Source organism: Shewanella sp. 0m-8, assembly GCF_052977265.1.
Map to the genome: position 1 here is coordinate 1 of NZ_JBRIMB010000032.1, position 14945 is coordinate 14945.

The following is a 14945-nucleotide window of genomic DNA, read 5'->3' on the forward strand; positions in this document are numbered from 1 at the left end:
TGATTATACGCCTATCCTTGACTCTTTTTAGAGTACAGTTTGATAAGCAGTTACACAAAGTTAGTTACAGTCTCTTTTCGCGTTTTATTTTTTGTTAGAACCTAGAACCTAGAACCTAGAACCTAGAACCTGCTAATTCTCAGACCTAGAACCTAATTATAGTGAACTGGCTTTTCGCCTATCACGACAGGGACCTCGTAGGATTTCCCCTCTCGAATAACGGTCATCATCACTTGTTTACCCGGTGTGGTTTCAGCAATTCTATCCATCAGCATCTCTACGCCGGGAATAGACTCGCCTTCATATTTGGTTATCACATCGCGAGGCTGTAATTTAGCTTTTGCAGCAGGACCATTAGGGTCAATTTCGGTAATCACGACACCCGTTATATCGGGGATATTTAATATTTGCGCCATAACCGGACCGACGGCTTCACCACTAATGCCAAGTGCGCCACGTATAACGCGGCCATTTTTAATCAGCTTACCCATAATGCTGTGGGCTAGTTTAATTGGGATGGCAAAGTTAATACCGTGTCCACCACCTTCGCCACCAATCTGGAAGGCTGCGGTGTTAATACCAATAAGTTGGCCAGCGGTATCAATGAGTGCACCACCTGAGTTGCCGGCATTAATGGCTGCATCGGTTTGCAAGAAGTCTAAATACCCAGAGCTCAAACCGTTACGACCCGTTGCGCTGATGATCCCTTGGGTAATGGTTTGTCCTAGGTTGTATGGGTTACCAATAGCCAGTACGACATCACCAACACGAGCCGGGATATCTAGGCTCACAGGTACAACAGGAAGGTTATCACCTTCAACTTTAAGTACCGCTAAATCGGTTTCAGGATCGGAACCAACCACTTCAGAGGTGAATTTTCTGCCATCTTGCAAAGCCACAACGATTTCATCGGCTCTTTTGATGACATGGTAGTTCGTTAATATGTAGCCTTCAGAGCTCATGATCACGCCAGAACCTAATCCTTGAAGGGATCCAGGATTTAACGGCTTAGATTGATCTATGCTCAGACTATAAATATTGACGACAGCAGGTGCTGCTCTGCGCACCGCCTTAGAGAAAGACAGTTCGTTGCTACTTGTGGAGACTCGGCTGGTAATGCCGTTGGTTAAGCTCTGGCCGGTAATCAGTGGTAAAACAAAAATAATAACTGCAGCCATGATAAGGCCAAAAATAATGGCTTTACCGACATATATAAGAGCGTCTTTGATGATCATGTCTGAGAGTAAATGCTGAAAAGATGAATTATATTAACATGTTTGTACTAGCTTGTACTTAGTACCCAATGATAATGCGTTTTAAATGCTAAAAAGATAGCCGAGCATTACGCTCGGCTGTTTGTTACAGACATAGTGATGACTATCTAAGGATCAAATAAAGACTTGTGTTATCGCGCTTAATTTTTAACGCGACAGACCCTTTTTGATCTTCGAGTGCCGATTTAAGCCCCTTTAGATTTTTCACTTTAGTACGGTTGACGCCAACAATCACATCGCCCTTTATTAAGCCACTTGCAGCTGCGGGTGACCCCTGAGCAACATCGGTAATTTCAACACCAGAGGAGTTGCTTGTTTCAAGTTTAGCCCCTTGTAGCATTGGGTGTACGGCTCCAGCTGCTGCCTCAGCAGATTGAGTTGATTCACCAAGAATCGCAGTAACGGTTTCTTCGTCTCCGTCACGAATAAGGCCAAACTCAACTTTTGAACCCGCGCCCATAGTCGCCACTTTCGCTCGTAACTCCTGGAAGCTTTTAATGCTGCGCCCGTTAACGCTAACGATAATATCGCCGACTTTTATACCGGCTTTATCGGCAGCACTGTCAGGCATAACTTCATTAATAAAGCCGCCATGCTGAGTTTCAATACCAAAACCTTTCGCTAGCTCACTGGTTAAATCTTGGCCCATAACACCGAGAACGCCGCGGCGTACTTCACCGTGTTCAATAATTTGTTCGACTAAGTTGTTCACCATGTTGGCGGGGATGGCAAAGCCTATTCCCACGTTGCCGCCGCCGGGAGCGACGATAGCGGTATTAATACCGATAAGATCACCGTTAAGGTTAACTAAGGCGCCACCTGAGTTACCACTATTGATTGCAGCATCGGTTTGAATAAAGTTTTCTAGCATTTCGATACCGAGGCCGCTTCGACCCATGGCACTGACAATGCCTGAGGTGACGGTTTGCCCAAGGCCAAATGGATTACCAATGGCTACGGCAAAATCGCCAACCTGCAGCTCGTCTGAATCAGCACGCTTTAACGCTGTAAGGTTTTTAGCTTTGATCTGCAGCAGGGCAATGTCAGATTCGGCATCGGCGCCAATCAGTTTTGCTTCTATTTCACGGCCATCGTGCAGGCCTATAAGGATCTCATCTGCACCTTCAATTACATGGTTGTTGGTAACGATATAGCCTTCGTCTGCGTCAATGATCACCCCTGATCCCAAGCCTTTAAATGGGCGCTCCTGCACTTGCTCGCGTGGCGCATTAGGGCCAAAGAAATAGCGAAAAGCATCAGGTACTTTTCGCTTAGAAACATGGGTGCCTGACACTGCCACAGCAACAACTGCAGGTGTTGTTTTTTGTAGCATTGGGGCTAAGCTAGGCAACTCTTGCCCATTAACGGCCAAGGGAATAGCGGCTTGGGAAACCACTGGGGCCAATGTCAGTGCTGCGCCTAATATCGCTGCTGAAAGTAAGGATAATTTTGTCTTCATTTAAATATTACTCCAATTTTTCAAAACTAAATTGAATGGCTCTTCAATATAACTGCTGCGCTAGACACTGATACGTAAAGAGCTTTTCATTCATATTGTTTCGGACTCAAGTGAGTATCAAAAAGTTCATCAATTATTAATAAAGGTTAATTTATCCCCACAATCTCAGGCAAGGGTAGGCTGTGGTTCTTCAAGCAGCTCTGCTTGATTATCGATATCTTTTCCTTTGTCAGCAGACAGTAGCTTTAATTCTGGTAGTTGTTTGTCTGTGGCCGGAGATGTAAACAGCTTAGCTGATGCATTCCACTGCTGGTTAACTCGGTTTAGTTGTGCGCTCAGCTCTGCAAGCTGTTTATAGTGGTCATCGAAATGATCTGATACTTCTTGTTTATACTGGCTTAGTTCAAGCTGTGTTTGCTCTAACTGTTCATTATTGTTTTTATGTCGATTATTTTTGGCTAATAAAGTATGGCCTAGATAGCCGAATACGCCACCAATCACAAACGCGGCAAGGGTTAATGCCCACTCCATATAGACTCCTAAATATACTGATATGATGTTGATGCTGCCAAATATACATCGCAGCTTTCTAGCGTGGTACTGTTTACTGAAGAATCCACTAAAAATAAATCGTCATACGGATCAATGCTTAGCAGAGTAGAGCTGATTTGTATCAATCTCCTATAAATATTGGGCGATTTACGTGTATAGGGCAGATATGCATTGCGGCTTTGTTGCGTGCTAGTATATTACGCATAAAAAGACGTCAAACGGCTCACATTGAGTTGATTTGTGTGTAACCCCTACAATATAGAGAATGATTTACGTGTCGCAATTAACCCCCTGGCAGCATTATCAACAAGACTTAACCCGAGATGACTTTTCACATGACGCTGCACAAGAACAAGCCGTAAAACAGTTACAACGGGTCTATGATGATCTGCTTGCTTTAAATTCTCACCCACTAAAGAGTGGCGGTCTGTTTTCATTTTTTAGTAAAAAACACAAGCCTGCAGTTCAAGGCTTATATTTGTGGGGCGGAGTAGGGCGCGGAAAAACCTATCTTATGGATACGTTTTTTGATGCTTTGCCGGGCGATAAAAAGTTACGGGCACACTTTCATCGCTTTATGCACCAATTACATATTGATCTTGCCGAGCTACAGGGTCAAAGAGACCCGCTGATTATCATCGCTAAAAAGATGGCGGCACAATACCAAGTGATTTGCTTCGATGAGTTTTTTGTCTCAGACATCACAGACGCCATGTTGCTCGGCACCTTATGTGAATCACTATTTGCAGAAGGGGTAGCATTGGTTGCGACCTCTAACATTATACCTGATGAGCTGTATCGTAATGGATTGCAGCGCGCGCGTTTCCTACCCGCTATTGCGGCTATTAATAAGCACTGCGATATATTAAATGTCGATTCTGGTGTTGATTACCGTTTAAGAACGTTAGAGCAAGCTGAAATATTCCATTCACCGCTTGATGCGAAAGCTGAGCAGAATTTGCATGAGTACTTTGAAAAGTTAGCGCCAGAGTCAGAGGTCTCGACCCAAGGATTAGAAATTGACGGCAGAGTGATCGATATACGTCAGCAAGCTCAGGGCGTCTTGCTTATCGACTTTAGAGCGTTATGTGATGGCCCAAGAAGTCAACGCGACTATATGGAAGTCGCCAGACTTTACCACACGGTATTACTCAGTAATGTTGAGCAGATGGGTGAGCATTTGACTGGAGATGATATTGCTCGTCGTTTCTTAGCCATGGTGGATGAGTTTTATGAGCGTAATGTTAAGTTGATTATCTCATCGGCGGTATCACTAGAAGACATTTATACAGAAGGTTTACTTAGCTTTGAATTTAGGCGTTGTCGGTCAAGGCTAACAGAGATGCAATCCCATGATTATCTTGCTTTAGAGCATATCCCCTAAAGGTAAATCAGCTAAATAGCGTAAACTCTTTAAAAATAACCGAGTAGAGACAGACAATGTGGCACGTTTTTGGACCGAGTGCCCTTGATATGCGGCAAACAGTAGGTTAACGTTTTTTGAAATAGAGCAAGCGTTGGCCAACAATGATTTAAAACTGATAAGAATTAAACTAAAAAAACAGGTGATTTTTAACTCAGCTTTGTCTATAATCCGCAACCTGCCCTCGTTATCCACCATTTAGGTGGAAGTTGTAAAGCCTAATTCTTTGCTCGAAGGGGCGGGGAATGGCATTTTTTGTGTTTTTGCCAATAATGGCATAAGCATGTGAGACAGAATTTTAACATTGGGTTTTTGTAAATGAAGACTACTTTTACTGCTACACCAGAAACAGTCACTCGTGATTGGTTCGTCGTTGACGCCGAAGGTAAAACTTTGGGTCGTATCTCTACTGAAATCGCTTCTCGCCTACGTGGTAAGCACAAGCCAGAGTATACGCCTCATGTAGATACTGGTGACTACATCATCGTTATTAACGCTGATAAAGTTGCTGTGACTGGTAACAAAGCTAAAGGCAAAGTTTACTATTCACACTCAGGTTTCATCGGTGGCATTAAGCAGATCACTTTTGAGAAGCTACAAGCTCATAAGCCTGAAATGATTATCGAAAAGGCTGTTAAGGGTATGCTACCTAAAGGTCCATTGGGCCGTGCCATGTTCCGTAAGCTTAAAGTTTACGCTGGTACAGAGCATAACCACGCTGCACAACAACCTCAAGTACTTGATATCTAAACGGGATTATAGCAATGGCTGCAACTCAATACTACGGCACTGGCCGTCGCAAAACATCTACTGCTCGCGTATTCGCTAAAGCAGGTACTGGTAACATTATCGTTAACAAGCTACCTCTAGACGAATACTTCGGTCGTGAAACTTCTCGTATGGTTGTTCGTCAGCCTCTAGAGCTAGTTGAAATGACTGAGAAGTTAGACATCATGGTAACTGTAAAGGGTGGTGGTAACACTGGCCAAGCAGGTGCAATCCGTCACGGTATTACCCGTGCGTTGATGGAACTTGACGAGTCTCTACGTCCTTCTCTACGTGCTGCTGGTTTCGTTACCCGTGATGCTCGTAAAGTTGAGCGTAAGAAAGTTGGTCTACGTAAAGCACGTCGTAAGCCACAGTTCTCTAAGCGTTAATTTTCGCTTTCAGAATTCAAAAAGCCCAGCTATATGCTGGGCTTTTTATTGCCTAACATTTACCATCATCGCTGATGGTGTCTCTTTATTTTGCTATAACAGTTAGCTTGAAAAGCGTTAAGTGCTAGCTTGTCACGAGTGCTTTAGGGCTTATACCAATCCGTATAATAATGTCAGCTACTTAAGAGTGTTTGTTGGCGAACGAATTCAAGGCCAATGGCGGGTAGAATGCTTGCTTCCTCCCACTGAATGAACAGATACTTAGTGCAATTGGTATGAGTAGCTAAAACACATTCTAAATGGCGAGTTTTACTGCTTACGATGTTGTGTTAACAGGCTTAAAGGTCTCTTCACTTGTTGCGAATAGCATGGTCTTGTATGTTGTCTACATACATAAGAGATTTCCTCCCTATCTGGATGGTCAGGCGCTGCGAATGCCATAAATGCACGACTATATGGATATAGGGAGTAGAGTAACGCAGGAGCTATTACCGAGACGCAACTAATAACACAGCCTCTGCAGCGTTAAATTCTCGCAGAGCGAGTAGATCTTGATACAGAATAGGTATTCGTTTGATAGCTTGGCTCCGAAGTGCTTTTGATTAGTTTAAGTACTTTATTGCGGTTTTATCCGCTAGATTGTTCACCCTAAGGAACACATTGTTATGTCTTTTGAGTTAATCATGATGTCATTGGGTTTTGTGTTAATTATTGAAGGAATTGGGCCACTTTTGTTTCCAAATCGTTGGCAGGCCTACTTAAAAGAAATTTCCAATCAAAATCAGCAACTTTTGCGAAGGTTAGGTGGTTCTTTAGTCACTGTTGGTGTGGTGTTATTGATTATTTTTTCATAAATTACTTGCCTACCGCCCCTATAGATCTGCTAAAATCCCGTTTTAACCACTACCGTGCAGCAAATAATGGGCAAAAACGTTGTAGTTCTCGGCACCCAATGGGGTGACGAAGGAAAGGGTAAGATAGTCGATCTTCTTACCGAACAGGCTAAATATGTCGTTCGTTACCAAGGTGGCCACAATGCGGGTCACACTTTAGTAATTGATGGCGATAAAACCGTTCTTCATCTTATTCCATCAGGGATCTTACGCGATAATGTTAAGTGCATTATTGGTAACGGCGTGGTGCTAGCACCTGACGCTCTGATGACAGAAATTAACATGCTTAAAGAGCGTGGCGTACCTGTAGAGGAACGTTTATTAATTTCTGAAGCATGTCCTCTGATCTTACCATTCCATTGTGCTCTTGATATTGCTCGCGAAAAAGCGCGCGGCAATAATGCAATTGGCACAACGGGTCGTGGTATCGGTCCAGCATACGAAGATAAAGTTTCTCGTCGTGGTTTACGCGTAGGCGATCTGTTTGATGCAGAATTGTTTGCAACTAAGCTAAAAGAAGTGATGGCTTACCATAACTTCATGCTGACTGAATATTACAAGTGCGACGCAGTTGATTACGAAGAGACATTGAAAGATGCTCTCGCGATTGCTGATTACTTGAAGAGCATGTGCACTGACGTATCTGAGCTACTTGATCAGGCACGTAAAGCTGGCGAACCAATTCTATTTGAAGGTGCTCAAGGCACGTTACTAGATATTGACCATGGTACTTATCCTTTCGTAACCTCTTCTAATACTACTGCCGGTGGTGTTGCAACAGGTTCTGGATTTGGTCCTCGTCATCTAGATTACGTTCTGGGTATCATGAAGGCTTACACCACACGTGTTGGTGCTGGTCCTTTCCCTACAGAATTGAAAAACGAAATCGGCGACTACTTAGGTACTAAGGGTCACGAGTTTGGCGCAACTACTGGTCGCAAACGTCGTCCAGGTTGGTTAGACATCGTTGCGATGAAGCGCGCAGTTCAAATCAACAGCGTAAGCGGTTTCTGCTTAACTAAACTAGACGTTCTAGACGGACTAGAAGAAGTTAAGATTTGTGTTGGCTACCAGTATCCAGATGGAACTGTTGCTACGACAACACCGCTAGCGGCTGAAGGTTATGAGCTGGTTACTCCAGTTCTAGAAACTATGCCTGGTTGGAGCGAATCAACTTTTGGTGCGACTTCTGTAGAGCAACTGCCACAAGCAGCATTGAACTACATTAAGCGTCTAGAAGAGTTGTTAGAAACGCCAATCGATATTATCTCAACGGGTCCGGATAGAAACGAGACCATGATTCTAGTGAATCCGTTTAGTTAATAACAAGAGGCCGCAAATTAGCGGCCTTTTTATTGACTCCTCTAAAGCGGTACTCAAGAAATACGTTATACTGCCGATGACATTAAATAGAGTATATTCGAGTAATCCTTTAATATTGGTCACTTGATAACACGTTATTAGATTAACCCTATTGTCATTGAGAATCCTTATGCTGCGTTATGCATTGATTATAATTTTGTCTATATTATCTTTACCAAGTTTTGCGACTCCTAAGGCGGTTGATGTTTATACTCAGGAGCAGCTGGTTGAGTTAATTCGGAGCAAACGTTATTTAACGCAAGTTAAAGGTGATGACTGCCAGATAGTGCAGGATATTGAAGCAAGGGCTGAGGTGCTAAAGCAGCCTTTGTATCAGTATCTTTGGGCGGAAATGCTCAACTATGGGATCTGCGTAAAGGCCAACCCGCCGCGTGGGATCGCTATGTTAAAAACCTCTGCTGAGCAGGGGAGTGCTGAAGCCATGGTTAGAATGGCTGAGTATTATCACGATGGTAAATTTGTCATCGAAGATAAACAACGCGCTGTGCAATATACATTGCCAGCTGCCGCGACAGGTGATCTGCCTGCTCGCATGATGTTGGTTCGGTTATTTGGTGAGGGCTATGGTAGTCCTCGTGATTACGAAGTGGGTTTTCATTGGCTTTACAATGAAGTGTTTAGCGATGAAACCACGCAAGCCGAAGCAATTAATTTGTTAAAGGTGTTAGAGGCAAAGATGCCGCCCAGCGCAGTTGCTAGGGCAAAGAAAGAGCACCTTAGAACGCCACAATAAGCATGCCCCAGTAGAGGTCATGTCAATAATTTGGAAAATGAATGATACAAGATCCGCATATTAAGCGTGAGCAAGAGAAGTACGAAAACCCTATCCCAAGCCGCGAGTATATTTTGGAATACTTGCGCTCGCAAACGTCCCCGTTAACCCGTGAACACATTGCCACAGCCTTAAAAATTGAAGGTGAAGAACAGCTAGAAGCTATTCGTCGTCGCCTAAGAGCGATGGAGCGTGATGGTGAGCTTGTTTTTACCCGCGGCAAAGCATATGGCTTACCTGAACGAATGGACTTGCTAACCGGTACCGTTATTGGCCACCGTGACGGCTTTGGCTTCTTGAAGCTAGAAGAAGGCGGTGACGACCTTTATATTAATAACCGTGACATGCTGATGTATTTCCACGGTGATCGAGTTCTTGCACAAAAAGCGGGTGTCGACCGTAAAGGTCGCCGTGAAGCGCGTATTGTACGTTTAGTGGAAGAGCGCAGCGCTGCTTTAGTTGGCCGTTTCCACTTGGACGCTGGCATGGGCTTTGTGATTGCCGATGACCGCCGCATTACGCAAGAGATTCTAGTCCCTGAAGAAGATCGTTTAGGCGCGCGTCAAGGCGATATCGTGGTACTTGAGCTTACACGCAGACCTGGTCGTTATGTCAAAGCCGCAGGTAAAGTGACTGAAGTGCTAGGCAAAGAGATGGCGCCGGGGATGGAGATTGAGATTGCGCTACGCAATTACGACCTACCTCACACCTGGTCTAGCTTGATTGAGAAAAAACTACGTAAAATACCTGATGAAGTGACCGAGGCTGACAAAGAGGGCCGCGTCGACCTGCGTCATTTACCGCTAGTTACGATTGATGGCGAAGATGCACGTGACTTTGATGATGCTGTTTACGCTGAGAAGAAAAAGTCTGGTGGCTGGCGTTTATGGGTGGCTATTGCAGATGTGAGCCATTATGTTCGCACTGAATCGGCACTCGATAAAGAAGCCCGCGCTCGTGGTAACTCGGTGTATTTCCCATCGCAAGTTATCCCTATGTTGCCAGAGAAGATCTCTAATGGTCTGTGTTCTTTGATGCCAGAAGTCGACCGTCTTTGTATGGTTGCAGAGATGACCATCTCGGCGTTAGGTAAGCTATCAGGCTACAAGTTTTATCCAGCAGTGATGCATTCACATGCGCGTTTAACCTACACCCAGGTTGCCGATATGCTTGAAGGTGGAGAGGTGAGCGATAAGCTCAAGCCGATATTCCCGCACCTACAGACATTACAGTCGCTATACCTGACATTAGAAAAAACTCGCGTAGAGCGTGGTGCCATTGCATTTGAAACCACAGAAACGCAATTTATTTTTAATGAGCAACGTAAGATCGACAAGATCGTACCGCGTAACCGTAACCAAGCGCATAAGATCATTGAAGAATGTATGATTTTAGCCAACGTTGCGTCAGCTAAGTTTGTTAAAAAGCACAAAGGTGAAGTGTTATACCGTGTGCATGAGGCACCTTCAGAGCAAAAGCTAACGAACTTTAAGGACTTCCTTAAAGAGCGTGGCTTAACAATGGCTGGTGGCCTAGAGCCTGAGCCGAAAGACTACCAAGCGGTGATGGAGCAAATTGCAGACAGACCCGATGCCGAGCTTATTCAGGTGATGTTGCTGCGCTCTATGCGTCAAGCGACTTACACCCCGGATAATGAAGGGCATTTCGGTTTGGCATTAGAGGAGTATTCACACTTCACTTCACCAATTCGTCGTTATCCTGACTTGATACTGCACCGAGTGATCCGTTATCTACTTGCTAAGCAAGAAGGTAATTTAACTGATCAGTGGACTGCTGATGGTGGTTATCATTATAAGATTGAAGAGCTTGATAAGCTTGGTGAAGAGTGTTCAACCACAGAGCGTCGTGCCGATGAGGCCACTCGTGATGTCAATGACTGGCTTAAATGCGAGTTTATGCAAGACCATGTCGGTGACACATTTGAAGCGGTTATTGCTTCTGTAACGCATTTTGGCATGTTCGTACGTCTTAATGACCTGTTTATTGACGGCTTAGTGCATATCTCAAGTCTAGGCAGTGATTATTACCAATACGATAATATGCGCCAACGTTTAGTGGGCGAAGCCTCTGGTCAGGTTTATCAAATTGGCGATATGGTAACGGTTAAAGTTGCCGGGGTTAATCTTGATGACCGTCAAATTGACTTGATGATGGAAGGTGACTCAGCAGGTGGTAAACGTCGTAGACCAACTAAGCCATTAACGGCCCGTGAGCGAGTTAATCGCGAAGGTGCAAAGCTTGGCTCTAAGCGTGAGTCTTCAAGTGGCAAAGGCGCGGACGGTGGTTCAGACTCTGAATCTAAGTCTGGTGCGAAACGCAAGCCGAGCCGCTCAGGCGCTAAGTCTAGCAGCGGTAAATATAAGAGCGGCAGCAGCGCTGCTAACAAGACAAAGACAAAAGCTTCGGCAAAAAAATCTTCAGCAAATAAAGCTAAGTCAGCCAAGCGTAAAGCGAGTAAGAAATAGATGAAAAAGCAAGATATGACCTTTGGACTACACGCAGTTGAAGCGGTACTTAAAAACAGCCCTGAGCGTGTAATTGAAATGTGGGTGCTTCAAGGTCGTGATGACGCGAGATTGACTCCTATTCTTGAAATGGCTGCAGAGTGGGGCGTGTCAGTACAGTACGCTTCTCGCAAAGCATTAGACGAGAAGTCTGACGGTGGCCAACATCAAGGCGTTGTTGCCAAGGTTAAGCCGGCAAAAATTCTGAGTGACAATGATTTGTCAGCGATGCTAGAAAAAACTGAAGTACCATTTTTGTTGATTCTAGATGGTGTTACCGATCCGCATAACTTAGGCGCATGTCTACGTAATGCTGATGCTGCAGGAGTACATGGCGTTATTGTGCCAAAAGACAACTCAGTGGGCTTAACGCCAGTTGTCAGTAAAGTGGCTTGTGGCGCAGCAGAAGTGGTGCCGTTATATCAAGTGACTAACCTTGCGCGCACTATGCGTAGCCTGCAAGAGAAAGGCATTTGGATCATCGGCGCAGCCGGTGAAGCGGACTGTGAGCTTTACCAAGCAAGTCTGACAGGCCCTCTAGCAATCGCTATGGGCGCCGAAGGCAAAGGTCTTCGTCGTTTATCACGTGAAAGCTGTGATACCTTGGTATCGATCCCTATGGCGGGTAGCGTGTCGAGCTTAAACGTTTCAGTGGCGACAGGTGTTTGCTTATTTGAAGCGGTACGCCAGCGTCTTGCGTAATGCTTGGGCGTGATGAACTTTGAGTTTCAGGTTTGAGCTTGGAACTTGAGTTTTGAAGTTAGCATCAGTTTAAAAATGCCGATGAGAGTAAACTCTTATCGGCATTTTTGTATCTACAGATTGATAGTGAACGGAGCGGGTAGATACGGATTGATATCGAGTTCACTCAGCTCATCAATTAAGAGTAATGTAAACTGATGTGAGTTTAGAAACGTTATAACCGAGTGCTGCAAGCCTCTATTGGAAGGTATAGAGTAGATTAAACACGGTGATCGTATCAGTTTGCTTTGACCCTTCAGGCACCACTTGAGTATATTTTACATTAACGCCGATTTTAAATGCCCAGTCTTGAAATAGGGTATTCTTGTAGCCTAAATCTAGGGTGAGAGTATTATTGTCTTCACCTGTCTCTGCGATTAGATCGGCATTTAAACTGGTGTATTCTTGTAGTTTCATCTCAAATTTGGCCGCTGTACGCAAAATGATGTCTTTCGAGGCTTCTGGATTAGGGGCGTCATCAGTTGCTATCGGTAAATTATAACGATAACCAGGACCGATTTCTAAACTTAGTTTAGTTTTAGACGTGCTAATCGTGTCGAAACCATAACCACCCGAAACCGTTGCTATGCGGGTGTAACTACCAAATTGATCCCAGGTGAAGTCACCACGTCCAAAAAAGTAACCACCATTAACTTTATAGTTAGACTGCAACTGAAGATCATATTTCTCTGCGGTTGTTTTCTCGTCGTCTGCAGCAAAGTAAGCTTTAACTGTTCCCTCTTGCCGAGTTTGCTTAGTATCGTAAACCAATTTGGTTCTGCCGTTAAAGCTACTGGATTCGGTGTTACCGGTATTGAGCTGGAAGCCCGCTTCAATTTCCGCCGTCAGATCGCTAGGAGGCTCTTGGTAGTCTGGTGGCACGAGGGCGAAGGCCGCCTGCGAGAACATTAGCGCAATTACAACAATGAGAGTTTTTAGCATTATTCTTATTCTTGGTGTGTTTCTAATTGGAGATCATTACTTTGTCGTAGCGACATAATACCTAGAATCAGCCTGCACGCAAACTAGATTGCTTACACTTTTCATCCTACAACACAAGCTGAGATAGCCCGGTAACAGCTAAGAGTTAGCCGCTACTTATGCGCTTTGTTGGTGTATTTAATCATTGGGTGTAAATAGCTAACGCCTAGGCTAAGTTATTACTTGAATTCTGGCTTGAGTTTATGTACTATTCCGCGGCTTAATTCAGTCACTTTAATTAGTTCCTTGCCTCTATTAGGTCTGACTGAGCCAACAACGAGGCTAGATAACCGTAAGGAGCAAAAAATGCGTCATTATGAAATCGTATTTTTAGTTCACCCTGATCAGAGTGAACAAGTGCCAGGTATGATCGAACGTTACACGGGTATTCTTACCCAAGCTGGCGGTCAAATCCACCGTTTAGAAGATTGGGGCCGTCGTCAATTGGCTTACCCAATCATCGAATTGCATAAAGCTCACTATGTTCTTTTGAACGTAGAGACTACTGCAGAAGCGGTTGAAGAACTTGAAACAGCTTTCCGTTTCAACGACGCTGTTTTGCGTAGCATGGTTATGCGTACTAAAGCTGCCATCACTGAAGCATCTCCAATGGCTAAAGCTAAAGACGAGCGCGACACACGTCGTTCATCTGAAGAGCGTGCACCTCGTGCAGAAGCTACTGAAGAAGTAGAAGAAAGCGCTGAAAACACTGCTGAGTAAGTTTTTTTGACCACGAACAATTTGGTATTAGCAGGAACCATTACGCGTTCCAGGCAGTTTGATAGTCCAGCAGGCATTGCCCACACGGTAGTGATGTTAGAACACAAATCGCAGCGTTATGAAGCAGAAATGCTCCGCAACGTTTATTGCCAAATCCAAGTTGTATTAAGTGGAGAACGCTTTAATAGCGTTTCAAAAAACCTAACAGCCGGCGTTGAAATACAAGTAGAAGGCTTCATTAATCTGCAACAGAGCAGAAATGGTCAAAATCGCTTGGTTTTACACGCTGAAAATGTCGAATTGAAAACTTAGGAGACTGTCACATGGCACGTTATTTCCGTCGTCGCAAGTTCTGCCGTTTCACTGCAGAAGGCGTTACCGAGATCGATTACAAAGATATCGTTACTTTGAAGAACTATATCACTGAAAGTGGTAAAATTGTTCCTAGTCGTATCACTGGTACAAATGCTAAATATCAACGTCAACTAGCTCGCGCTATCAAGCGTGCTCGTTATCTTTCTCTACTGCCGTACACTGATTTACATCAGTAATACTGCATTAATTTAGAGGAATATAAAATGAACGTTATTTTACTTGATAAAATCGCTAACCTAGGCAACTTGGGTGACCAAGTTTCAGTAAAAGCGGGTTACGCACGTAACTTCCTTTTACCACAAGGTAAAGCTGTTGTTGCTAACGCTGCTAACACTGAAGTTTTTGAAGCACGTCGTGCTGATCTAGAAGCTAAGTTAGCTGCTGACCTAGCTGCTGCTACTCAACGCGCTGAGAAAATCTCTGCACTTGAGTCTGTTGTTATCGCTTCTAAAGCTGGTGACGAAGGCAAGCTATTCGGTTCTATTGGCAACCGTGATATCGCTGATGCAGTTACAGCTGCTGGTGTTGAACTAGCTAAGAGCGAAGTTCGTCTTCCACTAGGTGCTATCCGCACTACTGGTGAATTCGAAGTTGAAGTTCAAGTTCACACTGAAGTTAAAGCAATCGTTAAACTTTCTGTAGTTGCAGAAGCTTAATAATTTGCGCTAAGCAAATGCTTTAATTGAAACA

General features: G+C 44.3%; 16 protein-coding genes. 12 read left to right on the forward strand and 4 right to left on the reverse strand.

Translation table 11 applies throughout. The features are described 5' to 3' along the window. Positions 1 to 152: 152 nt before the first annotated feature. The 3 genes from degS to ACVBIO_RS14510 form a co-directional block, all read right to left on the reverse strand. Positions 153 to 1235, reverse strand: coding sequence for an outer membrane-stress sensor serine endopeptidase DegS (gene degS, locus ACVBIO_RS14500; RefSeq protein ID WP_447172892.1), 1083 nt, complete (start codon positions 1233 to 1235; stop codon positions 153 to 155). Between the two features lie 142 nt (positions 1236 to 1377). Next, positions 1378 to 2733, reverse strand: a complete 1356-nt coding sequence (locus ACVBIO_RS14505; protein WP_447172893.1) for a DegQ family serine endoprotease — start codon at positions 2731 to 2733, stop codon at positions 1378 to 1380. Between the two features lie 165 nt (positions 2734 to 2898). After that, positions 2899 to 3264, reverse strand: a complete 366-nt coding sequence (locus tag ACVBIO_RS14510; protein WP_442529498.1) for a ZapG family protein — start codon at positions 3262 to 3264, stop codon at positions 2899 to 2901. Positions 3265 to 3559: 295 nt separating this feature from the next. On the opposite strand from ACVBIO_RS14510, the gene zapE reads away from it, so the two are divergent. From zapE to rlmB, 8 genes are all read left to right on the forward strand, one after another. Further along, a complete protein-coding gene (gene zapE, locus ACVBIO_RS14515) occupies positions 3560 to 4669 on the forward strand; it encodes a cell division protein ZapE (protein ID WP_447164505.1) in 1110 nt (369 codons plus the stop codon). 357 nt (positions 4670 to 5026) lie between these two features. Next, the gene (gene rplM, locus ACVBIO_RS14520; RefSeq protein ID WP_012278742.1) at positions 5027 to 5458 is read left to right on the forward strand and encodes a 50S ribosomal protein L13; all 432 of its coding nucleotides are present in this window, start codon (positions 5027 to 5029) and stop codon (positions 5456 to 5458) included. A gap of 14 nt (positions 5459 to 5472) precedes the next feature. Continuing rightward, entirely contained in the window at positions 5473 to 5865 is a 393-nt protein-coding gene (gene rpsI / locus ACVBIO_RS14525) for a 30S ribosomal protein S9 (protein ID WP_249000655.1), read from the forward strand. A gap of 665 nt (positions 5866 to 6530) precedes the next feature. Next, on the forward strand, positions 6531 to 6719 hold the full coding sequence (locus ACVBIO_RS14530; protein ID WP_447172894.1) for a DUF2065 domain-containing protein: 189 nt from the start codon (positions 6531 to 6533) through the stop codon (positions 6717 to 6719). A 66-nt stretch (positions 6720 to 6785) separates the two neighbouring features. Next, positions 6786 to 8081: an adenylosuccinate synthase gene (locus tag ACVBIO_RS14535; RefSeq protein WP_447159617.1), complete on the forward strand. Its 1296-nt coding sequence runs from the start codon at positions 6786 to 6788 to the stop codon at positions 8079 to 8081. Between the two features lie 169 nt (positions 8082 to 8250). Continuing rightward, positions 8251 to 8874, forward strand: coding sequence for a tetratricopeptide repeat protein (locus ACVBIO_RS14540; protein ID WP_447164504.1), 624 nt, complete (start codon positions 8251 to 8253; stop codon positions 8872 to 8874). Positions 8875 to 8915: 41 nt separating this feature from the next. Continuing rightward, complete coding sequence (rnr, locus tag ACVBIO_RS14545) at positions 8916 to 11399, forward strand: ribonuclease R (RefSeq protein ID WP_447172895.1); 2484 nt, start codon at positions 8916 to 8918, stop codon at positions 11397 to 11399. Then, on the forward strand, positions 11400 to 12140 hold the full coding sequence (gene rlmB / locus ACVBIO_RS14550) for a 23S rRNA (guanosine(2251)-2'-O)-methyltransferase RlmB (protein ID WP_447159614.1): 741 nt from the start codon (positions 11400 to 11402) through the stop codon (positions 12138 to 12140). 237 nt (positions 12141 to 12377) lie between these two features. Here rlmB and ACVBIO_RS14555 read toward each other — a convergent pair whose 3' ends face one another. After that, the gene (locus tag ACVBIO_RS14555) at positions 12378 to 13121 is read right to left on the reverse strand and encodes a DUF481 domain-containing protein (RefSeq protein ID WP_447159613.1); all 744 of its coding nucleotides are present in this window, start codon (positions 13119 to 13121) and stop codon (positions 12378 to 12380) included. Positions 13122 to 13466: 345 nt separating this feature from the next. On the opposite strand from ACVBIO_RS14555, the gene rpsF reads away from it, so the two are divergent. From rpsF to rplI, 4 genes are read left to right on the forward strand one after another with little or no spacing between them, the layout of a single operon-like run. Then, on the forward strand, positions 13467 to 13880 hold the full coding sequence (gene rpsF / locus ACVBIO_RS14560; protein ID WP_447159612.1) for a 30S ribosomal protein S6: 414 nt from the start codon (positions 13467 to 13469) through the stop codon (positions 13878 to 13880). Positions 13881 to 13886: 6 nt separating this feature from the next. Further along, positions 13887 to 14192: a primosomal replication protein N gene (priB, locus tag ACVBIO_RS14565; protein WP_447159611.1), complete on the forward strand. Its 306-nt coding sequence runs from the start codon at positions 13887 to 13889 to the stop codon at positions 14190 to 14192. An 11-nt stretch (positions 14193 to 14203) separates the two neighbouring features. Continuing rightward, positions 14204 to 14431, forward strand: coding sequence for a 30S ribosomal protein S18 (rpsR, locus tag ACVBIO_RS14570; protein ID WP_005497284.1), 228 nt, complete (start codon positions 14204 to 14206; stop codon positions 14429 to 14431). A 27-nt stretch (positions 14432 to 14458) separates the two neighbouring features. Further along, positions 14459 to 14911: a 50S ribosomal protein L9 gene (gene rplI, locus ACVBIO_RS14575; RefSeq protein ID WP_012278732.1), complete on the forward strand. Its 453-nt coding sequence runs from the start codon at positions 14459 to 14461 to the stop codon at positions 14909 to 14911. Positions 14912 to 14945 lie beyond the last annotated feature (34 nt).